The sequence below is a fragment of the Williamsia herbipolensis genome (assembly GCF_036153515.1).
Lineage (GTDB): Bacteria > Actinomycetota > Actinomycetes > Mycobacteriales > Mycobacteriaceae > Williamsia_A > Williamsia_A herbipolensis.
Map to the genome: position 1 here is coordinate 2641004 of NZ_CP108021.1, position 23111 is coordinate 2664114.

Below are 23111 nucleotides of genomic sequence, written 5' to 3' on the forward strand. Positions count from 1 at the left end.
GATAATCGGGGTTATGGTCGGTTGATGGTCGCGTCCAACGACATCGGTGATCCCGTGCAGCCCTGGCACACGCCCCGCGGCTCGAGGCGGTCCCGGTCGCTCAATTCCTCGATGCAGCGCACGCTGCCCGCCCTGATCTCGGGATTCGGGCTCCGCTCGACCGACGCGGTCAACTCCCCGACCCCGACGATGATCCGACGGGCACGGCCGGTGGTGAACCGCACCATCGTGGCGTTGAGTCCGGTCCCCCGCGGGACAACGATCAGCCCGGTGCACGAGCGACGCGGCGTCCGCGGCGAGTGGGTCCACGGGCGCGGTGTGGGGCCGAGCGCCACGATCATCTACTACCTGCACGGCAGCGGGTTCGTGGTGTGCTCTCCGCGTACCCATCGCGGTCTGGTGTCGCGGTTGTCGACGCTCACCGGTATGCCGGCCTTCAGTCTCGACTACCGCCTCGGGCCCGAGTACCGGTTCCCCACCGCCGGTGACGATGCGATCGCCGGATACCGATGGCTGCTCGACCGCGGATACTCGCCGAACCAGATCGTGATCGCGGGCGATTCCGCCGGGGGCCACATGGCCTTGGATCTGCTGGCGTACAACCACGCCCACGGCCTCGGCCAGCCGCGGGCCATGGTGTTGTTCTCGCCGTTGTCGGATCCGACCTTCGAGATCTCGCTGGCCCGGCAGCGCGGCGGTCACCGCGACCCACTGATCGATGCGCGGTTGGGCGCCAACGTGATACGCATGTATCTCGGCGATGTGGCCGTGGATGATCCCCGCCTGCAGATCGACCTCTCGGCGGACATGGATCTGCCCGCGACCCTCATCCAGGCCGGCTCGCTGGAGGTGATGGCCGACGACGCGCGAGACATCCACCGGCGCATCACCGACGCCGGTGGTTCCAGCGAGCTGCAGATCTGGCCCGACCAGACCCACGTGTTCCAGATGTTCCCCCTGTTCGGACCAGAGGCCGCTCGCGCGGTGCGCGCGGCGGCCTCTTTCGTGTCCGATCAGTTCGATCGCTCGCGCGTCACCGATTCGCGCTGACCTTGCCCGCGTCGGTCTCGGCCAGGGGCAGACCGGCTTGCCGTGCGCGGGCCGTCACCACGAGGTTCTGCACCAGCAGCACCGACCCGAGGTAGAACAGCAGCGTCGATCCGCTGACGTCGGCCGACGCGAGCAGGTCGATCCCGACATGGGCGGCGATGCCTGCCAGCCACAGTCCCGCGGTGAGGGCGGTGCCGCGGCCATAGGCGGTGTTCGTGGCGGGATCGCGGTAGATCCGCACCGTGTGGCCACGGACCACCGCGATGGCCAGACCGACGACGGTCGACACGCCGAGCACGACGAGGTCGAGAGCGCCGACCCCGGTGCCGTCGAGGGACTTCACGGCGACGACGGCGCCGATCACGGTGAGGATCACCGCGGTCTTGGGTGAGCCGCCGACCGGTGTCGGGCGCATCTGGCGGTAGAGGATGAGGCCGATCACGGCGACGGCGATGACGATGTTGGCGAGCATGATGTGCCTTTCCGATGGTGTGTTCGCGGTGCGGTGGACGTCCGGTTACCCGCTCAGCGAGCGAGGGCGAAGTCGGTGGACGACGCGCGGACCTCGGCGCGCAGCCGGGCCGAACGGGCGGTGAGGGCGACGACACGGCCCACGACCATCACCAGTGCCCAGATCACGAAGAACGGGGCGATCGCGTCGGACGTGAGGTGCAGCGACATCATGTGCTCACCCACCCAGGTCCGGAAGGACGCGTTGTCGGAGACGGCCCACACGAATCCGATCCGTGCGGCCATGGCCACCAACCACACCGAGACGAAGGCGGTCGTGCAGCGGGTCATGATCTTGCCGGTGGAGCGATCGGCCCACATGGCCGTGGCGAAGTAGGCCAGGAGCCCGAACACCGCTCCGATACCCGCGCCGACGAGATACAGGACGATCGAGTTGTGGTCGGTCGGCGCGTCCTTGAGGTAGACGTAGCCGAAGCCGGCCACCGCGAGAACGGGCATCGCGATCTTGTGCAGGCCGAAATGACGTGTGCCGTACTGCGTCGCCATCATGAGGGCGAAGATTCCGCCGCTGATCTCGACTGCCTGGCTGAGGTCCGACATGGTGTTCTCCTTCGTGGGTGACGATCCGTGGCGACCGGTGTGTCGCTCGAGAACAACTCTGCTGCGCCACAACGGAAAGCGGATCGACCCGACAGTGGAGTGCGGGGTGGACATATGTCTCCACCCGTGGGTGGAGGACGGACACGCACGGTCGGTGGCATCGTGGTCACCTATGCGCGTTCCGAACCTGTCCCGACTGGCGCCGCCGGTACCGGCCGACGGCTTCGCGGGGACCGGGATCACCGACGCGACGGTGTCGCGACTGTTCCCGTTGATCAACGTCGCCGTGGTGGTGTGGGCCTGGCTCACGGTCTCGCCGCTCGGGTTCTCCGGCGCCGGTCTCTACGGCGTGATCCTGATGGTCCTGGGGACGCTGGGGATGTCGATGCGTCTGCTCGATCCCGCCTTGTTACCGCGCCCGATCGGCTTTCTCGCCACCCTGGCCGCCGGTGTCGTCGCCGGACTGCTCTTCGCGTTCGACCCCACCAGCGCGGTCACCGCGTTCGCCCCCATCATCGCCGGCACCGCGGGGTTCCGGTTCGCCACCGTCCCGGCGATCGTCATCGCCGCGACCACTTCCGCCACCGCCTTCATCGCGACGTCGATCCGCGTCGACGGCACGGCGTACTGGCCGCTGCTCGTCGGGTTGGCCGTGCTCATCGGGATGACGCGCCGCGACCGCAGCGAGGCCATGCGTCTGGCACGCGAGAAGGTCGAACAGACCGACCGGGCGATCGCCTCGGAGAGCCGGGCGCAGGTGCTGGCCGAACGGGCCCGGGTCGCACGCGAGATCCACGACGTCCTCGCGCACTCGTTGTCTGGGGTGAACATGCAGCTCAATCTCGCCGACGCGCTGCTCGAGGACGGTCGCGCCGAGGAGGGGCGACAGGCTGTGAAGACGGCCCAGGGCATGGTGGCCGACGGACTCGTCGAGGCACGACGTGCGGTGTACGCCCTACGGGAGGAGTCGCGTGATCTCGTCACCGCGATCCGCGCCCTGGTGACCGGAGGTCGCGAGACGGTGTCGACCGACGGTGAACCGTGGGAGCCCGCACCCGAGGTAGCCGCGCACCTCGCCCGCATCGTCGGCGAGGCACTCACCAATGCCCGCCGTCACGCGGCCGAGGCACCCATCACGGTGGCCCTGGAGTTCACGTCCGCCGCGCTTCGTGTGAGTGTAGTCAACGGCAGGGGCACGCACGCAGAGCGATTCACCGGAGGGTCGGGCATGGGACTGGTCGGTATGCGGGAACGCGCCGCGGAGATCGGCGGGACGCTCACCGCCGGGCCCGGTACCGTCGCCGATCCGGGCGCAGGCTGGACCGTCGCGATCGAGGTGCCCCGGTGACCGCCGCCGACTCCGCGCAGCCGATTCGGGTCGTCATCGCCGATGATCAGGCCACCATCCGCGACGCACTGGCCGCGATGCTCGACCTCGTGGCCGACCTGTCGATCGTGGGTACCGCGGCCGACGGAGCCGCACTCGTCGACCTCGTGGCGGAACATCAGCCCGATGTGGTGCTGACCGATCTCCGGATGCCCGGGATGGACGGCGCCGAGGCCACCCGCATCATCGGCGAATCGTCTCCCGACCTACCCGTCGTCGTGCTCACCACCTTCGACGACGACGAGTCGATCTTCCGCGCACTCGACGCGGGCGCCCGCGGTTACCTCACCAAGGATGCGAACCGCCACGAGATCGCCGCCGCCATCCGCGCAGCCGCCGCCGGACAGTCCGTCCTCGATCGCACTGTGCAGCAACGCCTTCTGGCCGGTGCCGTCCGTTCCGCCGGTCCGTCTGTGGCGACCGCGTCACCGGCAGAACTCGATGCACTCACCGCCCGCGAGCGAGAAGTCCTCGTGCACATGACCGATGGATCCAGCAATCGCGAGATCGCCAAGGCGCTGTTCGTCAGCGAGTCCACCGTGAAGACCCACATCAACAACGTGTTCGCGAAGTTGGCGCTCCGAGACCGCGGCCAGGCCATCGCCTTCGCGCACCGGCATGGGTTGGCGAACGGATAGTCAACTTCAACCTCTCGGCAGACCGGGCGCGAAGATCTGACGACCGTGTTCGTGCGCGGGCACTCTTCTGATCATCCGCTCCGACGCGAACACGCGGAGCTACCCGGCGGCTGCAGTCGCCGCAGCAACCTTCTGCGCGACGTCGTCCAGCGAAAGCGTTCCAGTCGTCAAGCCGGAACGCGCCGCGAGAAGAGGACTGATCTCCCGGAGGGCATCAAAGGTAGTGTCGTGCGCAATAGGAATTACACGATCGGTGGCGAGGAGAGCAGAGAGTTCCTTGCCGGCAAGCCCTGTCGCGGACTCCAAGCCCTGCAGAAGTGCGGGGGTGACAAGGACAATTCCTGCGCGGGAATTGGCCAGACCCCTGTCGATCTCCTGAATAAGCGACTTACCGAGCGAGACGTCGTACTCGCTGAACCACACGGTGGCACCGTGCGAAAGGAGGAGGTCGCAGAGGTCCTTGGCGGGACCCTCGCGGTCGTCCCAGGCGTGGCAGAGAAACAGATCACGGCGCTCGGGGTGAGTACGCGCGACGATCTCGGCACTCCTCGCTACGGGTTCCAACGTGCGCCACTCTGTCGGGCTGTACGAAACCGACCGTCCGCCGCGCAGACGACGTGAGCTTCCACCTGACGTCGACGCGCGACCCGATCCGGCGGCGACACCGGAGTAGCCGCCACTGTAAGCACGTGGTGGGGGCGCGTAGTAGGAGTTGGACCGCCGCGTGCGGCCCCGGCAAGCCGGGCACCTTTCGGCAGCAGCAGAAGAGCGGTGACCTTGAACTGGAGCAGTGCAACTGGACATATGGCAAGGATAGGAGCGGGTACCGACAAGGCCTCGACATGAGAAGTGAAGACAACGCTTCGTACCCCTCACATCACGGGATAGACCATGCTGTAGCGGTCGGAGAAACTGAACTACGCAGGGACGAGGGGGTTGAGTTTGAGCAAGTTGGGCAACTTCGTGTGGGGGATCGCTGACCAGCTGCGGGGTGTGTACAAGCCTCATCAGTACGGGAGCGTGATTCTGCCGTTCACGGTCCTGCGGCGACTCGACTGCATCCTCGAACCCACACGCGATGAGGTCGCCTCCCTGGCGGAGAAGTTCACCGACGGTGCTCTGGACGTCCAGGTCAAACGCAAGACCGGTCTCGCGTTCTTCAACACGAGCCCATTCACGTTCGCGACCCTGCTCGAGGACCCCGAGGGCCTTCGCGCGAACCTCGTCGACTACCTGACCGGCTTCTCGTCGAACATCGACGTCTTCGAGCGCTTCAAGTTCGACAACGAGCTCGCAACTCTGGACGAGAAGAATCGCCTCTACCTGGTGACGTCGCAGTTCGCCGGGATCGACCTTCATCCCGACACCGTGAGCAACGCCGAGATGGGCGACCTGTTCGAGCACCTGATCTTCAAGTTCGCAGAGGCCTCCAACGAAGAGGCCGGCGAGCATTACACGCCGCGGGACGCGATCAGGCTGATGGTGGATCTGCTGTTCGCCGAAGACAGCATCGGGCTGATGGAGCCGGGCACGGTTCGCACCATCTACGACCCCACCGCCGGCACCGGCGGCATGCTCTCGGTGGCCGAAGAGCGACTCATCGAGCGCAATCCGGAAGCGCGCCTGCGTCTCTACGGCCAGGAGATCAACGACCAGTCGTACGCCATCTGCAAATCCGACATGATCGCCAAGGGTCAGGACGTCGGCAACATCAAACTCGGCGACACCCTCGCCGAGGACCACTTCTTCGACCGCACCTTCGACTTCTGTATGTCCAACCCGCCCTACGGCGTGGACTGGAAGGCATCGCAGGAGACCGTGAAGAGGGAAGCGCTCACTCAGAACTCGCGCTTCTCCCACGGCCTGCCGTCGATCGGCGATGGTCAGATGCTGTTCCTCTCGCACCTCGCCAGCAAGATGCGCCCGGCCCATGAGGGCGGCGGCCGCGCAGGGATTGTGCTCAACGGCTCACCGCTGTTCAACGGCGCCGCCGAATCCGGGCCGTCGATGATTCGCCAGTGGCTTCTCGAGTCCGATCTGGTCGAGGCGATCATCGCGCTGCCGACCAACATGTTCTTCAACACCGATATCGCCACCTACATCTGGCTGTTGGACAACACGAAACAGCCGGAGCGCGTAGGCAAGATCCAGCTGATCGACGCGACCACGTTCTGGACCAAGATGCGCAAGAGCCTGGGTAAGAAGAGCCGTGAGATCGATGCCGACGCCCGTGGCCGCATCCTTGAGCTGTACGACCAGTTCGATGAGGCCGATCCCGACTTCTCGAAGGTGTTCACCGCCGACGACTTTGCCTACTGGACGGTCACCGTGGAGCGTCCGCTGCTCACCGACACGGGCAAGGTGTCCACGGATCGCTCCGGCAACCCGAAGCCAGATCCGAAGAAGCGCGACACCGAGAACATCCCCTTTACCTACGGCGGCAACGCCGACGGCGCCATGGCCAAGACCGCGACCATCAAGGCCTATTTCGAGGCCGAAGTACTCCCCCACCTCCCCGAGGCCTGGATCGACGAGAAGAAAACCAAGGTCGGCTACGAGATTCCCTTCACCCGCCATTTCTACAAGTACGTGCCTCCCCGGCCTCTCGCCGAAATCGACGCAGATCTGGAGAAGCAGGTCGCGAAGATCCTGGAGTTGCTGCGGGAGGTGGAGGGGAGTCGATGAGGGCGTACGTAGATTCGGGGGTCGACTGGTTGGGTGATATTCCTTCTGAGTGGACCACACAGCCATTGTGGTCAATGTTTCAGCGCATCAAGGACGTTGGTCATCCGCAAGAACAAATGCTCTCTGTCTTTCGCGACCACGGCGTCGTCGCCAAAGACTCACGGGCGAACAATAATCAGACGGCAGAAAACCGCGATATCTACCAGCTCGTCCACCCCGGCTGGCTTGTCGCCAACCGGATGAAGGCGTGGCAGGGATCGGTTGGCATCTCCGATCTCCGCGGAATCGTATCGGGCCATTATATTTGTTTCGCGCCGAACCATGACGCTCACGGACCGTTCCTGAATTGGCTCTTCCGGAGCCCGCCTTATGCGGTGGCATACGCACTGCAGTCCCGCGGCGTCCGTATCGGTCAAGCGGAGATCGACAACGACCTGTATCGGGCGATGCCTGTCCTACTCCCGCCACTCGTCGAGCAGCGAGCCATCGCCGGCTTCTTGGACCGGGAGACGGAGCGGGTCGACACGCTGATTGGGGAGCAGGAGTCACTGATAGCACGTCTCGATGAACGTAAGAAAGCAGTAATCGATACCGTCACTTCTCGTGGCTTGGACCCACATGTCGAATGCGTTGACTCAGGAATTGGCTGGTTGGGGGCGGTACCTCGACACTGGTCAATTCGCCCCCTGTGGACGATGTTCAATCGCACTAAGGACGTCGGCCATCCCGATGAAGAGATGCTTTCGGTATTTCGAGATCTCGGCGTGGTCGCCAAAAATTCACACAAAAACACTAATTGGACCGCCGACAATCGCAATATATATCAACTTGTGCACCCGGGGTGGCTGGTCACGAATCGGATGAAGGCATGGCAAGGATCGGTAGGAATTTCTTCCCGTCGAGGTATTGTTTCGGGCCATTACATTTGTTTCGACCCAACGCATAGAGAGGACCATCGGTATCTCAATTTCCTATTCCGGTCGGCCCGCTATGTCGCTGCATACGGACTTATTTCGCGGGGGGTGCGTATTGGTCAAGCCGAGATCGACAATGACGATTACCGACTTCTGCAGGTACTAGTTCCACCGATTTCTGAGCAGAGAAGAATCGTCGAATACCTCGGTGTTGAGATCGCAAAGATTGACAGACTCATCGAGGAGTCGGAGAGGATTATCAAACTGTCCCGCGAGCGGCGGTCTGTACTGATCACTGCAGCCGTCACCGGTCAGATCGACGTCCGGGACGAGGTAGAGTGAGATGGCGCAGACCAACGAGATCGAGTTCGAGAAGGAGATCGCCGAATACCTCGCTGCGCACGGGTGGGAGTACTCGCCCAACGGGCAGGGCTACGACAAGGAACGTGCGCTGTTCCGCGGCGACGTGCTTGCCTGGCTTGCCGAGACCCAGCCCGATCAGCTCGAGAAAGTGATCAAGCCAGGATCGAAAGACGATGTCAAACAGCAGGATCAGCTACTTGACCGGATAGTGAAGGTTCTCGACACGCCACTGGAGAACAGCGGCGGCACGTTGAACCTGCTGCGTAAGGGCTTCTCTCACCTCTCGGCCAAGTTCTCAATGTGCGTGTTCCGGCCGGAAACCACGCTGAACGAGAAGCGCAACGCCGGCTACGGCGCCGTGAAACTACGGGTGATGCGGCAGGTGTACTTCTCCACTGCCGATAACCGCTCGGTCGACCTCGTCTTCTTCGTCAACGGACTCCCCGTCGCGACCGCGGAACTGAAAACCGACTTCAAGCAGACCGTCGGGGATGCGATGACGCAGTACCGCACCTCGCGGCTGCCGAAGGATCCGAAGACGGGAAACCCGCAGCCGCTGTTCGTCTCCGGCGCCCGCGCACTCGTTCACTTCGCCGTCTCCAACGACGAAGTGTGGATGACCACCAAGCTCGCAGGCGAGAAGACCCACTTCCTGCCCTTCAACCGCGGAGCCGAGGACGGCGGCGCCGGCAACCCCGTGAGCACCCAGGGCTCGCGTTCTGCGTACCTCTGGGAGCGGGTGCTGCAGCGCGACGCCTGGCTCAACATTCTCGGCCGCCTGATGTACATCAAGCACGAGTCGAACACCGACCCCATCAGCGGCAAGACCACCAAGACGTCGTCGCTACGGTTCCCGCGGTTCCACCAGTGGGAAGCAGTCAGCGAACTCACCGCTGCTGTCACAACCGAAGGTGTCGGAAAGCGTTACCTGATCCAGCATTCGGCCGGCTCGGGTAAGACCGACTCCATAGCCTGGACCGCACACCGGATGGCAAGGCTGCAGGTCGAGAACACGAAGGTCTTCGACTCGGTCATCGTCGTCACCGACCGCAACGTCCTCGATGCGCAGCTGCAGGACGCGATCAAACAGATCGACAACGATCAGGGCATCGTCGTCGCCATCGACCGCGACGCAGCCAGCAAGGTCGGCGGGTCGAAATCGGGGATGCTGGCGCAGGCACTCACCGACGGCAAGCTGATCATCGTCGTCACCATCCAGACGTTTCCCTTCGCGATGGAAGAGATCCGGAAGAACAAGGGGTTGAAAGGCAAGACCTTCGCAGTGATTGCCGACGAAGCGCACTCGTCGCAGTCCGGGCAGGTCGCCGGCAAACTCAAGGCCGTTCTCACCGCTGATGAGTTGCAGGAGATCGATGACGGCGGAGAGGTATCCGTCGAGTCGGTGCTCGCGGCCGAGGCCACTGAACGCGCCTCGTCAGCGAACATCTCCTACTTCGCGTTCACCGCGACACCGAAGGGCAAGACGCTCGAGCTGTTCGGCCGCAGACCAACCCCAGACGAGGCACCCGCGCCGTTCCACGTCTACACGATGAAGCAGGCCATCGAAGAGGGCTACATCCTCGACATCCTCACCGGCTACCACTCCTTCAAGCTCGCCTTCCAGATCGGGCAGAACGCCGCCGTCACCGGCGACGAGGTCGATCAGTCCGAGGCCACGAAGGCCGTGATGAAGTGGGTGAAACTGAACCCACAAACCATCGCGCAGAAGGCCGCGATCATCGTCGAGCATTTCCACGCGAACGTGAGCGGCTTGCTCGACGGTCACGCGAAAGCGATGGTGGTCGCCGACTCCCGCAAGGCCGCAGTCCGTTTCAAGCTCGCGATCGACGGTTACATCGCCTCGAAAGGCTATGGGTACGGCACGCTGGCGGCGTTCTCCGGAGCGGTGCAGGATCCCGAGTCCGGCCCCGACGACTTCACCGAGGCCACCATGAACCCGGGCGTGCGAGACCTGCGCAGAGCATTCACCGGAGATCAGTACAAGGTCATGATCGTGGCCAACAAGTTCCAGACCGGTTTCGACCAGCCGCTGCTGTGCGCGATGTACGTTGACCGCCGACTGTCGGGTGTCACTGCGGTCCAGACACTTTCGCGTCTCAACCGCACCTACCGGACGCCGAACGGTACGCCGAAGACCGCAGCGATGACCCAGGTTGTCGATTTCGTCAACGAACCTGCCACCATTCAAGAATCGTTCGAGCCGTACTTCACCGACGCATTCCTCGAAACCGAGACCGACCCGGACCTGGTGCATGACCTGTCGGCAAAGCTCGACACGGCCGCCATCTACACCCAGGCCGAGATTGACGAGTGCGCCAAGCGGTACCTCGAGGGTAAGGGGAACAACTCGCTGGCCGGCGCCGTCGATGCCGGCAAGAAGCGATTCGCCGAGCGGTATCAGGCGGCGCTCATCCACAACGGCGGCGAGGGTGACAAAGCCGCGCTGGCCGAGCTCGACATGTTCCGCAAGGATGTCGGATCCTTTGTGCGGCTGTATGACTTCATGTCGCAGATCATCGACTACGGCGATCCGGAGCTCGAGAAGAAGCAGATCTACCTGCGTGCGCTCGAGGCTGTGATCCGGCCCGACAACTACACGGCGCCGATCGACCTGTCGGGGGTGGTGCTGCAGCACGTCAAGCAAGTCGATCGCGGCCGCGCCGACATCGGATTCGGCACCCGCGTAGGGCTCAAAGGGATCACCGCGGCCGGCTCGGGTGAGAAGCGCGACCCGACCATGGTCGCGTTCCAGGTTGTCCTCGATCGGCTCAACGACCTGTTCGGTTCCGAGGACTTCACCGAGGGCCAGAAGGTGTCGTTTATCGAGTCACTTCTGCGGACTCTCCTCGACAACGAGTCACTTATTCGGCAGGCAAAGGTGAACACGCCCAAGCAGTTCACCGAGTCGCCCGACTTCGACGACGCCGTCACAGGGGCAGTCGCCGACAACCAGGGCGCTCACCAGAAGATGAGCGACTACTTCTTCACCAACAGCCCTGGTCGCGCTCACCTGATCTCCGATATTGCCAAGTGGTTCTACCAAGTTGTCGCAGAGGAGAGCGGAAATGCGTAACCCCCAGTATTGGGACGACCTGATGAACGAGGGACGAGGTCTTACGCAAGAAGCGGAAGGCCAAGCCCGTGACCTACGCGTCCCCCGACATCCTGACGACCGTTCGCGAATTCACGATGTCGCGCAGCAATGGCGCGATTCGATCAAGGACAAGCGTCATCGGGAGCGCGAACGTCCGGAGCATCAACTCCAGGACGTCATCGACGCATACCGCAGCCTGCACCCCCACGCCAGCAGGGTGATCGGGCCGCGGGGCGAGCCTCGGAACTGAACCCGCTGAAACAGCGGCGGAGCTCGTCGAGCAGCGTCAGTCGACGTCGACGCCGAAGTCACGCGCGATGCCTGCCAGCCCGCTCGCGTAGCCCTGGCCCACCGCGCGAAACTTCCACTCGGAGTTGCGTCGATACAGCTCGCCGAAGACCATCGCCGTCTCGGTGGAGGCGTCCTCGCTGAGGTCGTAGCGCGCGAGCTCCACACCGTCGTCGATGTTGACGACGCGGATGAAGGCGTTGACCACCTGACCGAAGGTCTGTCGGCGGTTGTCCGCATCGTGGATGGTGACCGCGAAGATCATCGACTCGACCCGGGGATCGAGCGCCTTGAGGTCGACATTGACCGACTCGTCGTCACCGTCACCCTCGCCGGTGAGATTGTCGCCGGTGTGCACGATCGCCCCGTCGGGTGAGGTGAGGTTGTTGTAGAAGACGAAGTAGCTGTCGGACAGCACCTTTCGATCAGGTCCGACGGCGAGCACACTGGCGTCGAGGTCGAAGTCGGCCCCGGTGGTGGCCCGTACGTCCCATCCCAATCCGACACTCACTGCACGGAGGTCAGGCGCCTGCTTGCTCAGCGAGACGTTTCCACCCTTGGCCAACGACACCGACATCCGTTACCTCCTCCGACCGGTGAGCGCGCCCTCGCTGCGCTCTCTCCCAGGGTATCGACCGCGCTCCGCGGAGCGCGGTCAGGAACGATTGTCGGTGGGTCCCGATACCCGGCCCGCCACGAGCTGGCCAACCCGCCACGTACTGGCGGCGGGTTCGTCAGATTGGGGCGGGTTGGGCCGGTCCGCGGGGTTAACCGGTGCGCGACCTACCGGCCGCCTGGGAATTGCTGACCTTCTCCTCCACACCTGTCCATCGGGCGTCATGACATGAGGCTTGCTGCGAAGTCTCGCGCATGCTCGAGGTCGGCGGAGCTTGGACGTCCCTTGTTGATGCCGCCGATGAGCCCGAAAGGCCCCCAGGTGTCGAGGCCCCGGCAGATGAAGGTCCCCACGACTCGGAACCCGCGTTCCTCCAGTCGTCGGCCGAGCTGGGCCGTGTAGCGACGGAAAGGCGGCTCAGGTAGACCGCTGGTCCCGAACACGAAGCAATCGCGGCTGCCTGCTGGGAACCTGTCGATGGCATCGCCGAGTTGCCGGTCGAACCCGAACCAGTAGATGCCGGATCCGAACCCGACACGATCGGCAGTGTCGATCATGTCCTGGGTCAATTCGTGGGGCGTCACGACCTGAGCGTTCAGAGCTTCGGCAATCGCGTCGGCAACGCGCCGCGTGTTGCTGTGGGGCGATCTGGACGAACTCACCACGATGTCAGTCATGGGTACAGGCTCCGTCTGTCGTGTAAGCGGGTGTGCCTACTGGACACCGGTCGGCAGGAGGATGTGACATCCGGACACGGAGCCGTGAACTTCAGCTCCGTTCCGGCCCGCTCCGCGGAGCGCGGTCAGGAACCACCCATCCACGCGATGATCTCTGCGGCGATCTTCTCGCCGCGATCCTCCTGGAGGAAGTGGGCGGCACCGGTGATGGTGACCTGTTCTCCCGCCGTGGGGATGAGGTCGGTGAACACCTGGCCCGACCGCGGGTGCGGGAACACGGGATCGCTGTCGGAGAACGCCAGCAGCACCGGCTTCTGCCAGCGGCTGAGGTCATCCGAGACGCGTGTGAGGACGTCGGCGCCGACCGAGTCGGCATCGACGGGCACGATCAGCGGGAACTGTGCGGCACCGGCTTTGGACTCGACGGTCGGGAACGGCGCGTCGTAGGCCGCGATCACCTCGGGCGGCACGTCGGTGGCGGTCGCGCCGGAGATGATGGTGCCCACCGGGAGGTCCGGGGTGCGCTCGGCGAAGTCGCGCCACGCCAGGAACCCCTTGCTGACCTTGCCGGTGAACAGGCCGGTGTTCATGATGACCAGTCGCGCGACACGGTCGGGGTGTTCGGTCGCCCAACGCAGGCCGATGGGCCCGCCCCAGTCCTGCACGACGACGGTCGCGTTGTCGACACCGAGTTCGTCGAGCACGTGGTCGGCGACAGCGGAATGCCGGTCGTAGGTGTACCACTGCCGGTCGGTGGGCTTGTCGGAACGCCCGAAACCGATGTGGTCGTAGGCGATCACGCGGTGGCCGGCGTCGACCAGCGGGCCGATCATCGTGCGGTAGAGGTAGCTCCACGTCGGTTCGCCGTGGAACAGCACGATCGGATCGCCCGCGCCCTCGTCGACGTAGTGGACACGCATTCCCTCCCACTCCAGATACCGGGGCTCGTGGTCCCAGCCGGGAAGATTCTCGAAGCGATCGTCAGGGGTGCGGAAGACGTCCATCCGTCGATCATGAACCGGTGGCGCACCGTTCGACGACGAAGTCGCGAAACCGTGCGGACGGGAGCGGCAGGGCGCGGTCACGCTGCCAGATCAGCCCGATCTCGCGAGTGGTCTGCGATCCCGACAGTGGGATGAGCGACACGGTCTCCGGGGTGTGCGCACCGTCCTCGATGGGGAGCACCGCAACCCCGAGACCGGCACCGACGAGACCGGCCATGGTGCCCAGCTCGGTCGACTCGAAGGTGATGTCGGGTCGGAAGTCATTGGCAGCGCACAGCTCGTCGAGGATGCGGCGCATACCGAACCCGGGTGCCATCGCGATGAACGGGTCGGAGGCGACCTCGTCGAACGCGACCTCCGAGCGGGCCGCGAACCGATGGTCCACCGGCACGGCGAGTCCGAGGCGCTGGTGCATCAGCGGTGCCCAGGCGACCTCGGTGCTGCGCGGGCGGGGCGAGACGACGGCGAGATCGGCCTCCCCGGACAGAACTCGGCCGACGACCGTCTCGGCGGCGTCCTGGCTGAGGGTGAACGACACATGGGCGTCGCGCCGGAACGCCCCGATCCATTCGGGCACCAACCGCACACCGAACGAATGCAGGAACGACAGGTGGATCGTGCCCTCGACCGGGTCGACCATATCCGCGATCTGATGGCGCGCGGCCTCCATCTCGGCCCGGGCCCGACGGCAGTGCGTCAGATAGACGCGGCCACGGTCGTTCAACGCGAGCCGCTTGCCACGTCGGTCGAAGAGGGTCGCTCCGACCTCGCGTTCGAGTCGCGCCAACGCCCGCGAGAGCGTCGGCTGCGACACGTGGAGTCGCTGCGCGGCGACGCTGACGTTCTCGGTCTCCGCGAGATCGACGAACCATTCGAAATCCGACTGCACGCCGATCAGGCTATATGCGTGTGACGCATGACAGATGCCGAAACGATTCATTTCCTTTCCAATGCACCACGTGGAAATCTCAGATCAATGAGTTCAGCAGTGCGCACACCCAGCCCAGCTGTGACGGACCTCGACGGCCATCCCGCCGGATCGAGAGAGTTCCGCAAGGCGACGCTGGCGCTGTTCGCGGCCGGCATGGCCGCGTTCATGGCGATGTACCACGTGCAGGCGATGCTTCCGGTCTTCTCCGACCACTTCGGGGTCTCGCCGACGACGTCGGCGCTCACGGTGTCGCTCACCACCGGGCTGCTCGCACTCACCATCATCCCCGCGAGTGTGCTGTCCGAGCGGTACGGACGCGTGCGCGTGATGGTGATCTCGGCGGTCGCGGCTTCGGTGCTGGGACTGGTGTTGCCGTGGTCACCGAACATCGAGCTCTTGCTCGCAGGACGCGCTCTCGTCGGTGTGCTGTGCGCCGGTGTACCCGCCGTCGCCATGGCCTACCTGGCCGAGGAGATCGACGGCCCGTCACTCGGAAAAGCCATGGGCTACTACGTCTCCGGTACCACGATCGGTGGCCTCACCGGGCGTCTCGTGCCGGGGTTGGCCGCCGATGTCGTCGACTGGCGGTGGGCGCTCGAGATCGCCTGCCTGGTGTCGCTCGGCTTCGCGATCGTGTTCATCCGGCTGGTCCCCCCGTCGCGGAACTTCGTGCCGCAGCGGGTCACCGCGCGGATCGTGGTGGGCAACCTCGCCGGGCATCTTCGTGATGTACCCATGCTGTGCCTGTTCGGCCTCGCGTTCGTCCTCATGGGTGGCTTCGTCACCGTCTACAACTTCCTCGCCTACCGACTCCTGGATTCGCCGTTCTCGTTGCCGCAGAGCATCGTCAGCCTGGTGTTCGTCATGTACCTCGCCGGTACGTTCTCGTCGAGCTACGCGGGCCGCATGTCCGACCGGCACGGACGAGGACGGGTCCTGTGGATCTCGATCGCCGTGATGGTGGCGGGACTCGTGATCACCGTGCCCGACTGGCTGCCGAGCACCCTCGTCGGGATCTTCTTCTTCACCGCGGGGTTCTTCGGAGCCCACTCCGTCGCCAGCAGTTGGGTCGGAGCCCGGGCGAGCGATCACCGCGCCGAGGCCTCGTCGCTGTACCTCTTCGGGTACTACCTGGGTAGCTCGGTCGCCGGCGCGCTCGGCGGCTTGGCCTTCACCGCCGCCGGATGGGTCGGTGTCGTCGGCTATGTGGGCGTTCTGATGGTGATCGGTGTCGTGCTGGCCGGGGTCGTCCTCACCCGCACGGCGAACGAGAAGGCCGCCGCCGTCGCTTGATCGTTCGTTCCGGCCACGTCGGATCACGATGTAGTACGCAAAGCTATCAATCCGCCTCGGTGGCGGGGTCACGATGACAAGGTGTCGGAATGGACCGCTTTCTCGGATTCGTCGCGTGACAGAGCTGAAACAGTCGACCACCGTCGCCGTCACGCTGGGAGCCGGCGCGGGTTCCGCGGGGGCCGCTCTCGCCCTCACCTCGGTGACCACCGGGTCGTTCGGCGACGGATGGCACTCGCTCTACGACAGTTCCACCGCCGCGCAGGCTCTCGGTGCGGTGCTCGCGGCGATCGTCGCGTCGGTGCGGATGCGCTCCGCGGCCCGCCTGCTCGTGGTGCTCGGCGCGGCGCTCATCCTGGGCTCGGTGCGGATCGTCGACACCGACGACTCACTGATGCGGGCGTACGTCATCTCGATACTCGCGGGCGTCGTGCTCGGCGGGATCGTCGGATGGGCGGTCGATGCCGCGACCCACATCCGGCTGCTCACGACCGTGGTCGCCGTCGGTGCGATCGTGGGAGTCGTTCTGAACCAACCGCTGTCCAACCCGTTCGTCTACTACCCCGGCGGTGAGCCGACTCAGGTCATCTCCTTGCAGTCGGTGACCGTGGCCCTTCTCGTGATCACGATGACGCTCGCGGCCGGGCTCAATCCGCAGGTACGACAGGCGATGTCATCGTCAATGGTGTCTCCGTCGTCACCCCGCATCGATCGGCGCGCAGCAGTGCTGGGTGTGGGGGTGGCCGTGATGGCGGTAGCGGTAATCGGGTGGAACACCGCGACCGTCGGGGACGACGAGTCGTTTCACGAGTGGTACTTCGGATACGTCCAGGTGGCGATCATTCTCGCGGTGGCAGTGATCCTCGGCGGAACGGGCGGGGCGGCGCTCGCCGCGTTCGCCGCCTGGACGGCGTCACGCGCAGGCGACACCAGCTGGATACCCGACCACCGTGCGTGGCTGATCGTCGCAGTGGCAGCCGTGATCGCCGGTGCATTGTTCGGACGCCGCGTCGGGCGCCCGCTCGTCGGCATCGCCGTGCTCGCCGTGTGCGCGGCGACGTATCTCTTCTACGGCTCGGCGGTCGACGAGGTGTACTCGTTCACCGTTCTTTTCGTCGCACCCGGCGCGGTTGCCTTCACGGTGGGTGCACTCCTGCGGTCGGGGCGGGAACCCGCGGCGGGCGCACTGGCCATCGCACTGGCCGGGCCGGCCTTCTGGATACTTTCGCCGCGCGCCCACGAGTTCTTCTTCACCTACATCGGCAACGAGCGACCGAAGAGCTTCGACGTCAGCGGTTCCTACGGACCGCACACTTTCTCGATGGCCACCGAGACCGCGATCCCGATGATCGTCGCCGTGCTCGTGTGCGGCGCGGTCCTACTGCTGATCCTGCGGCGCGCAGCCGCCGATCGCGCCTGACACGATGAGCGCCATGACACCACGCGAGACGATCGTCATCACCGGCGCCAGCGATGGGATCGGGGCCGCCGCCGCGCGTGCACTCTCCCCGGACCACGACGTCGTACTCGTCGGCCGGTCACCGGAGAAGACCGCGGCGGTGGCGCGCGAACTGGGCGTCCCCCATCACGTCGCCGACTTCGCCGAGCTGGCCCAGGTGCGCGACCTCGCGGCGACCCTGCTGGCTGAGTATCCACGGATCGACGTGCTGGCCAACAATGCGGGCGGCATCATGGGTGATCGCGAAGTGACCGTCGACGGGTTCGAGAAGACCTTCCAGGTCAACCATCTCGCACAGTTCCTGTTGACCGACCTGCTCATCGACCGTCTGGCCGAGAGCAACGCACGCGTGATCCAGTCGGCGAGTGTCGCGGCCAAGCAATGGGGTCGGCTCGACCTCGACGACCTCCAGAACGAGAAGGGGTACTCGCCCGAGAAGGCCTACGGCGACGCCAAACTGGCGAACATCCTGTTCACCCGTGAGCTGCAGAAGCGATACGGCGACCGCGGGATCACCGCGGCCTCGTTCCATCCCGGGATCGTCGGCACCAACTTCGCCAGCGACACCACCCACGTCATGCGATTCGCCTACCACACGCCCGTGATCAAGAACCTCGTCACGATCTCGCCGAGCAAGGGCGCCGACACGCTCGTGTGGCTGGCCACCTCGACACCCGGTTCCGACTGGGAGCCCGGTGGCTACTTCGCCAAACGCAAGCCCGCCACCTCGAGTCGTCAGAGCACGGACATGGCACTGGCAGAACGCCTCTGGGACATCAGCGCCGAACTCGTCGGCCGCTGACCGATGGTGCACCTGGATCGTGTCAGCATCGCGGCGACCGCGAGCGCCGCAATCGTCGGAGCCGTTGCGGGCGCGGTCCTCACAGAGCCCACGGCCGGTGGCGATATGTTCGGGTTCTCTGTCGATCCTCCGGGATTCCCGCTCGATTCGACACCCACGGCGATCGCGGTCGGTGGACTCGTGGCACTGGCTGTGGTGTCGGCGTCCCGGCGGATTCGTGTCGCCATCGTCGGGATGACCCTCGGGGCAGTCATTCTGGTCGGCGCGGCACTCTTCGACGCTGCGGCAGTCGTGGGAACGATCGGGGCCGGCAGTGTCCTCGGCGGCATCGTCGCGATCACCCGGACCGACCCGCGCCGCTCGGCCTTCACGGGCACCGTCGCCGGCTTCGTCCTCGGGTCGTTCGTGGTGCCCGCGCTGGGAACGATCCGGCGCAGGGAGGCACCCACGCCCCGCCGTTACGCGGACTATCTTCCGTCGAGGGGATCGGTCACCGTCTTCGCCGGCGACTGGGTGCTCGTCGTCGGCGCAGCGCTCGTGGTCATCGCCGTGGTCCTCCTGGCCGTCACACTTCGACCCCGCCTGTCCGAATCGATCCGACGGCCACCCGCTCGGCCGGCCGCAATCGCTGCGATGGTGCTCGTGGCCGGGGCACTCGTGTTCTGGTGGTTCCTGCGCTGGATCAGCTCGTCGATGACCAGCGCGACCGGCCTCCACACCTTCCTCGGTGGCTACCTCCTCGTGGCCGTGGCGATCGTCGTCGCCGTGGCGATACCGGGCCGACGCGGCCTCGTGTGGCTCGCGGCCGTGGCGGCAGTCGCATCACACGGCGCCGACGGGGCGTCCGCGAGCGGCGTCGTGGAGGCCGCCGTGATCGCCGGACTCATCGCTCTCGGAGCCACGGTCGCGATCCTCACGAGCGGTCGCGATGATGGTCGGCGGGCACCGGCCGTCGTCTGCGCAGCGCTCATCGCGCTGACGATCCTCACGGCGTCCCAGTTCCTCGACGGCGACACGTCGTCGATGATCCCCGCGTTCGCAGGCATCTTCCTGGTGCCGGTGGTGGTCGGAGCCACGCTGGTGGCGGCAGTTCGTGGCGACGCCCGCCCGCACGGCGCCACGGTCGTCGGTGCCCTCGTCGCACTGCCACTCCTGACGCGGACCACCGGTACCAGCGCGGGATGGACCGCGTACACGCCGCTGACCGATGCCGAGGGCTTCTCCGGTTTCGGAGATCTCAGCTACGCCGCCACCACGACAACGGCGATCGTGAGTGCAGTCATCACCACGTCCGTGTGTGCAGTTTGCGCACTCGTGCTGCTGCGCCGCTCGCCCACGACGGCGGGCTGAGCCTGAGCGCTCAGTGGTCGCTCTCGACCACCGCACCGCTGTCGATGTTGCGTGCGCTGGTGGAGCGGCCGAGGGCCGCGACCTCGGCGTCCATCTTCGGGATGACAGTGGGAGCCTGTGCGAGAGAGGACTTCTCGCCGATCGGCGAGGTGATCACGTTGCGCAGCCATCCGATGGCACCGACCCATCCGGGGACGAACACGCGGCGCTTGCGCTTCTCGAGTCCGGCGACGAAGGCGTCGACGCACTTGTCGACGGTGGTGGTCTTGCTCAGCGGTCCGGGCAGCGCGTCGAGCATCTCGGCGAACGCAGTGAGGTCCTTCTTCGCGTCCTGCACGAGCGGGGTGTCGATCCACGACATGTGCGCCGAGCCGACGTCGACGCCGAGATGCTTGACCTCGAGACGCAGCGCGCTGGCGAAGTTCTCGGCACCGGCCTTGCTCGCGTTGTAGGCGGCGAGGCCGGGCGCGGGGGTGAACGCAGCGAGCGAGGACACCACGAGGATGTATCCCTTGCGTTCGATCACCGAGGGCAACGCCGCACGCACGGTGTGGAAGACGCCGGTGATATTGATGTCGACGACCCGGCGGAACGCGATCGGATCGGTGTTCAGCACCGACCCGTAACTGGCGATCCCGGCGTTCGCGAGGACCATGTCGATGCCGCCGAAGGCCTCGATGCCGGCGGCGACGGCGCGCTCCATGGCCGCCAGATCGGTGACATCGGCGACGACGGTGACCGCGGACGATCCCAGTTCCTCACCGATCAACCCCAGTGGTCCCTCGTCGAGATCGGTGAGGACGACCTTCGCGCCCTTCCCGACCAACGCTCGGGCGGTCTCGCATCCGATCCCGCGAGCACCACCGGTGATGAGGACGACCTTGCCCCGCACAGACGACATCGACTTCTCCTACCCCGACCCGACATCTTCGCGTCGTGGGCGGTTCCAACCTAGCGGTCGATGCCGGGGCCGGCGAAGGGTTGCGCGACGAACCGGATGCCGTCGGGCGCCTCGAGGCTGAACCCCGACCCGCGGCCGGCGGCGACACCGAGCACGATCTCGGCGTCGTGCCACAGTTCGTGGCGCTCGGGCGACACCCACACCTGGGTCGGGGGCAGCGGGCTGGGGAGTGCGATCTCGCCGACCACCACGTCACGAAGGCCGACGCGGAACTCGCGCACCGGGTGACACATGGGGTCCGAACCGGCGCAGGTTCCGCCGGCCTCGTGGATGAGGAGCTGACCGTGGACCTCGGTGAGGGCGGTGAGCACCTCGACGGCGGCACCGGTCGCCAGCACGAGCTCGTGCGAGACAACGGGCAGGTCATCGACGGTCATCGCTCCATCGTGAGCCGCTGCGACGCGCCGCGCGACCCCGGGACGCAGACCGCCCCGGTCGTCTTGGTCACAGACGAACCGGGGCGGCGGTGCAGGTCACGCGGGTGAACCCGCTTCACTCAGGTCGCGAACTCGGCTCCCCGCCGCGGCGGGCATGCGTCGAGCCAGGTGTTCTCGGCCTCGTTGAAGACCCGCGAGCGAGCCAGGAACCGCACTCCCTCGGGTGCCTCGAGGCTGAACCCGGCGCCTCGGCCGGGCACCACGTCGAGGATCAGCTGGGTGTGCTTCCACACCTCGTACTGATCGCCCTGGATCCAGACCCGCACCGCGGGAATGGGTTCGGCGAGGTCGATCTCGCCGAGCAGCACATCGCGCTGCCCGACGCGGAACTCGTTGGCCGGGTAGCACATCGGCGCCGAGCCGTCGCAGCATCCACCGGACTGGTGGATCATGAGGCCGCCGTGGAGCTCCGACAACTTGGTCAAGAGCTCCACGGCGGAGTCAGTGGCGACGACCCTGTCGGTAGCAGCAGTCATCACGGTCTCTTTCGTAGTGCAGGTGGCGCGAGCGGATCAGAAGAATCCCTTCGCTCCCTGGGCGTAGCCGACGAGGAGGTTCTTCGTCTGCTGGTAGTGCTCGAGCATCATCAGGTGGTTCTCGCGCCCGATGCCCGACGCCTTGTAGCCGCCGAAAGCCGCGTGTGCGGGGTAGTCGTGATAGGTGTTCGTCCACACACGACCGGCCTGGATCTCGCGACCCGCGCGGTAGGCGGTGGCACCATCACGCGACCAGACGCCCGCGCCGAGCCCGTAGAGGGTGTCGTTGGCGATCGACATGGCCTCGGCGTAGTCGGAGAACGTCGCGACCGAGAGCACGGGTCCGAAGATCTCCTCCTGGAAGATGCGCATCTTGTTGTTGCCCGCGAACACCGTCGGCTTCACGTAGTAACCGCCGGCGAGATCACCGTCGAGCTTGAGCGGCTCACCGCCGGTGAGCACCTTCGCGCCCTCCTCCTGACCGATGCTCAGGTACGAGACGATCTTCTCGAACTGATCGTTGGAGGCCTGGGCACCCATCATGGTGTCGGTGTCGAGCGGGTTGCCCTGCTTGATCTTCTCGACGCGGGTGACGGCGAGATCGATGAACTCGTCGTAGATCGACTCCTGGATGAGCGCGCGGCTCGGGCAGGTGCACACCTCGCCCTGGTTGAGCGCGAACATCGTGAAGCCCTCGAGCGCGCGATCGCGGAACCCGTCGTCGGAAGCCATCACGTCGGCGAAGAAGATGTTCGGGCTCTTGCCGCCGAGCTCGAGGGTCACCGGGATGATGTTCTCCGAGGCGTACTGCATGATCAGGCGGCCGGTCGTGGTCTCACCGGTGAACGCGATCTTGCGGATGCGGTTGCTCGACGCGAGCGGCTTGCCCGCCTCCACGCCGAAACCGTTGACGATGTTGACGACACCGTCGGGCAGCAGGTCGCCGATGATCGACATGAGGAACAGGATCGACGCGGGGGTCTGCTCGGCCGGCTTGAGTACGACGGCGTTGCCCGCGGCGAGTGCCGGGGCGAGCTTCCAGACCGCCATGAGGATCGGGAAGTTCCACGGGATGATCTGGCCGACGACGCCGAGCGGCTCGTGGAAGTGGTAGGCGACGGTGTCCTCGTCGACCTGTGACAGCGAACCCTCCTGCGCACGAAGCGCTCCCGCGAAGTAGCGGAAGTGGTCGACGGCGAGCGGGATGTCGGCGGCGAGCGTCTCGCGGACGGCCTTGCCGTTGTCCCACGACTCGGCGACGGCGATCTTCTCGAGGTTCGCCTCGATGCGGTCGGCGATCTTCAGCAGCACCAGCGAGCGCTCGGCGACCGAGGTCTTGCCCCACGCGGGGGCGGCGGCGTGGGCGGCGTCGAGGGCGAGGTCGATGTCCTCGGCGGTCGAGCGGGCGACCTCGCAGAACGTCTTGCCGTTGACCGGCGACGGGTTCTCGAAGTACTGACCCTTCACCGGCGGCGTCCACTTGCCACCGATCCAGTTGTCGTAGCGCGACTCGAAGTTCATCACCGCGCCGTCGGTTCCGGGGTTGGCGAACACTGCCATGTCTGGACCTCCCTGTCCTGACCCGCGCATCCTG

At 65.6% G+C, this 23111-nt stretch carries 21 protein-coding genes; 10 read left to right on the top strand and 11 right to left on the bottom strand.

Translation table 11 applies throughout. The annotated features are described in order from the left end of the window. Positions 1–24 precede the first annotated feature (24 nt). The gene (locus OG579_RS11815; protein WP_328856083.1) at positions 25–1050 is read left to right on the top strand and encodes an alpha/beta hydrolase; all 1026 of its coding nucleotides are present in this window, start codon (positions 25–27) and stop codon (positions 1048–1050) included. Here OG579_RS11815 and OG579_RS11820 read toward each other — a convergent pair. Both OG579_RS11820 and OG579_RS11825 read right to left on the bottom strand, forming a co-directional pair. After that, entirely contained in the window at positions 1034–1522 is a 489-nt protein-coding gene (locus tag OG579_RS11820; RefSeq protein WP_328856084.1) for a hypothetical protein, read from the bottom strand. The genes OG579_RS11815 and OG579_RS11820 overlap by 17 nt on opposite strands. A 53-nt stretch (positions 1523–1575) precedes the next feature. Further along, complete coding sequence (locus OG579_RS11825) at positions 1576–2121, bottom strand: hypothetical protein (RefSeq protein WP_328856085.1); 546 nt, start codon at positions 2119–2121, stop codon at positions 1576–1578. Between the two features lie 172 nt (positions 2122–2293). Between OG579_RS11825 and OG579_RS11830 the strand changes: the two genes are divergently transcribed. Then, positions 2294–3469 carry a sensor histidine kinase gene (locus OG579_RS11830; protein ID WP_328856086.1) on the top strand — a complete coding sequence of 392 codons (1176 nt, stop codon included), beginning with the start codon at positions 2294–2296 and terminating at the stop codon, positions 3467–3469. Then, positions 3466–4146, top strand: a complete 681-nt coding sequence (locus OG579_RS11835; RefSeq protein WP_328856087.1) for a response regulator transcription factor — start codon at positions 3466–3468, stop codon at positions 4144–4146. The genes OG579_RS11830 and OG579_RS11835 overlap by 4 nt, the downstream gene beginning before the upstream one ends. A 99-nt stretch (positions 4147–4245) precedes the next feature. Here OG579_RS11835 and OG579_RS11840 read toward each other — a convergent pair whose 3' ends face one another. Continuing rightward, a complete protein-coding gene (locus tag OG579_RS11840) occupies positions 4246–4710 on the bottom strand; it encodes a toll/interleukin-1 receptor domain-containing protein (protein WP_328856088.1) in 465 nt (154 codons plus the stop codon). Positions 4711–5088: 378 nt separating this feature from the next. On the opposite strand from OG579_RS11840, the gene OG579_RS11845 reads away from it, so the two are divergent. From OG579_RS11845 to OG579_RS11855, 3 genes are read left to right on the top strand one after another with little or no spacing between them, the layout of a single operon-like run. After that, positions 5089–6831 (top strand): type I restriction-modification system subunit M, encoded by a 1743-nt coding sequence (locus tag OG579_RS11845; RefSeq protein WP_328859227.1) that lies wholly within the window; start codon positions 5089–5091, stop codon positions 6829–6831. Beyond that, a complete protein-coding gene (locus tag OG579_RS11850) occupies positions 6828–8087 on the top strand; it encodes a restriction endonuclease subunit S domain-containing protein (RefSeq protein WP_328856089.1) in 1260 nt (419 codons plus the stop codon). Before OG579_RS11845 ends, OG579_RS11850 begins: the two co-directional genes overlap by 4 nt. A 1-nt stretch (position 8088) precedes the next feature. Next, positions 8089–11202, top strand: a complete 3114-nt coding sequence (locus OG579_RS11855; protein ID WP_328856090.1) for a type I restriction endonuclease subunit R — start codon at positions 8089–8091, stop codon at positions 11200–11202. A gap of 307 nt (positions 11203–11509) precedes the next feature. Here OG579_RS11855 and OG579_RS11860 read toward each other — a convergent pair whose 3' ends face one another. From OG579_RS11860 to OG579_RS11875, 4 genes are all read right to left on the bottom strand, one after another. Next, on the bottom strand, positions 11510–12088 hold the full coding sequence (locus OG579_RS11860; protein ID WP_045820934.1) for a TerD family protein: 579 nt from the start codon (positions 12086–12088) through the stop codon (positions 11510–11512). A 260-nt stretch (positions 12089–12348) separates the two neighbouring features. After that, positions 12349–12804, bottom strand: coding sequence for an NADPH-dependent FMN reductase family protein (locus OG579_RS11865; RefSeq protein WP_328856091.1), 456 nt, complete (start codon positions 12802–12804; stop codon positions 12349–12351). A 125-nt stretch (positions 12805–12929) separates the two neighbouring features. Continuing rightward, a complete protein-coding gene (locus OG579_RS11870; protein ID WP_328856092.1) occupies positions 12930–13808 on the bottom strand; it encodes a haloalkane dehalogenase in 879 nt (292 codons plus the stop codon). A gap of 7 nt (positions 13809–13815) precedes the next feature. Then, a complete protein-coding gene (locus tag OG579_RS11875) occupies positions 13816–14697 on the bottom strand; it encodes a LysR family transcriptional regulator (RefSeq protein ID WP_328856093.1) in 882 nt (293 codons plus the stop codon). 87 nt (positions 14698–14784) lie between these two features. On the opposite strand from OG579_RS11875, the gene OG579_RS11880 reads away from it, so the two are divergent. The 4 genes from OG579_RS11880 to OG579_RS11895 all read left to right on the top strand — a co-directional run bounded on the left by OG579_RS11880 (position 14785) and on the right by OG579_RS11895 (position 19643). Next, positions 14785–16032, top strand: coding sequence for an MFS transporter (locus tag OG579_RS11880; RefSeq protein WP_328856094.1), 1248 nt, complete (start codon positions 14785–14787; stop codon positions 16030–16032). Positions 16033–16147: 115 nt separating this feature from the next. After that, positions 16148–17452: a hypothetical protein gene (locus OG579_RS11885; RefSeq protein ID WP_328856095.1), complete on the top strand. Its 1305-nt coding sequence runs from the start codon at positions 16148–16150 to the stop codon at positions 17450–17452. Between the two features lie 13 nt (positions 17453–17465). Continuing rightward, positions 17466–18293: an SDR family NAD(P)-dependent oxidoreductase gene (locus tag OG579_RS11890; protein ID WP_328856096.1), complete on the top strand. Its 828-nt coding sequence runs from the start codon at positions 17466–17468 to the stop codon at positions 18291–18293. A gap of 105 nt (positions 18294–18398) precedes the next feature. After that, positions 18399–19643, top strand: a complete 1245-nt coding sequence (locus tag OG579_RS11895) for a hypothetical protein (protein ID WP_328856097.1) — start codon at positions 18399–18401, stop codon at positions 19641–19643. 10 nt (positions 19644–19653) lie between these two features. Here the strand turns inward: OG579_RS11895 and OG579_RS11900 are convergent, their stop codons facing one another. The 4 genes from OG579_RS11900 to exaC form a co-directional block, all read right to left on the bottom strand. Beyond that, complete coding sequence (locus tag OG579_RS11900) at positions 19654–20544, bottom strand: SDR family oxidoreductase (RefSeq protein WP_045820929.1); 891 nt, start codon at positions 20542–20544, stop codon at positions 19654–19656. Between the two features lie 50 nt (positions 20545–20594). After that, the gene (locus OG579_RS11905; protein WP_328856098.1) at positions 20595–20981 is read right to left on the bottom strand and encodes a DUF779 domain-containing protein; all 387 of its coding nucleotides are present in this window, start codon (positions 20979–20981) and stop codon (positions 20595–20597) included. A gap of 119 nt (positions 20982–21100) precedes the next feature. Further along, positions 21101–21517, bottom strand: coding sequence for a DUF779 domain-containing protein (locus OG579_RS11910; protein WP_045820927.1), 417 nt, complete (start codon positions 21515–21517; stop codon positions 21101–21103). Between the two features lie 36 nt (positions 21518–21553). Then, a complete protein-coding gene (exaC, locus tag OG579_RS11915) occupies positions 21554–23077 on the bottom strand; it encodes an acetaldehyde dehydrogenase ExaC (protein ID WP_045820926.1) in 1524 nt (507 codons plus the stop codon). Positions 23078–23111 lie beyond the last annotated feature (34 nt).

Bases quoted from the DNA above. Each gene is read 5' to 3' on its own strand.
- OG579_RS11870 (WP_328856092.1), bottom strand. From the start codon at position 13,808: ATGGACGTCTTCCGCACCCCTGACGATCGCTTCGAGAATCTTCCCGGC.
- OG579_RS11890 (WP_328856096.1), top strand. From the start codon at position 17,466: ATGACACCACGCGAGACGATCGTCATCACCGGCGCCAGCGATGGGATC.
- OG579_RS11825 (WP_328856085.1), bottom strand. From the start codon at position 2,121: ATGTCGGACCTCAGCCAGGCAGTCGAGATCAGCGGCGGAATCTTCGCC.
- OG579_RS11895 (WP_328856097.1), top strand. From the start codon at position 18,399: ATGTTCGGGTTCTCTGTCGATCCTCCGGGATTCCCGCTCGATTCGACA.
- OG579_RS11880 (WP_328856094.1), top strand. From the start codon at position 14,785: ATGAGTTCAGCAGTGCGCACACCCAGCCCAGCTGTGACGGACCTCGAC.
- OG579_RS11830 (WP_328856086.1), top strand. From the start codon at position 2,294: ATGCGCGTTCCGAACCTGTCCCGACTGGCGCCGCCGGTACCGGCCGAC.
- OG579_RS11865 (WP_328856091.1), bottom strand. From the start codon at position 12,804: ATGACTGACATCGTGGTGAGTTCGTCCAGATCGCCCCACAGCAACACG.
- OG579_RS11900 (WP_045820929.1), bottom strand. From the start codon at position 20,544: ATGTCGTCTGTGCGGGGCAAGGTCGTCCTCATCACCGGTGGTGCTCGC.
- OG579_RS11860 (WP_045820934.1), bottom strand. From the start codon at position 12,088: ATGTCGGTGTCGTTGGCCAAGGGTGGAAACGTCTCGCTGAGCAAGCAG.
- OG579_RS11815 (WP_328856083.1), top strand. From the start codon at position 25: ATGGTCGCGTCCAACGACATCGGTGATCCCGTGCAGCCCTGGCACACG.
- OG579_RS11905 (WP_328856098.1), bottom strand. From the start codon at position 20,981: ATGACCGTCGATGACCTGCCCGTTGTCTCGCACGAGCTCGTGCTGGCG.
- OG579_RS11820 (WP_328856084.1), bottom strand. From the start codon at position 1,522: ATGCTCGCCAACATCGTCATCGCCGTCGCCGTGATCGGCCTCATCCTC.
- OG579_RS11850 (WP_328856089.1), top strand. From the start codon at position 6,828: ATGAGGGCGTACGTAGATTCGGGGGTCGACTGGTTGGGTGATATTCCT.
- OG579_RS11855 (WP_328856090.1), top strand. From the start codon at position 8,089: ATGGCGCAGACCAACGAGATCGAGTTCGAGAAGGAGATCGCCGAATAC.
- exaC (WP_045820926.1), bottom strand. From the start codon at position 23,077: ATGGCAGTGTTCGCCAACCCCGGAACCGACGGCGCGGTGATGAACTTC.
- OG579_RS11910 (WP_045820927.1), bottom strand. From the start codon at position 21,517: ATGACTGCTGCTACCGACAGGGTCGTCGCCACTGACTCCGCCGTGGAG.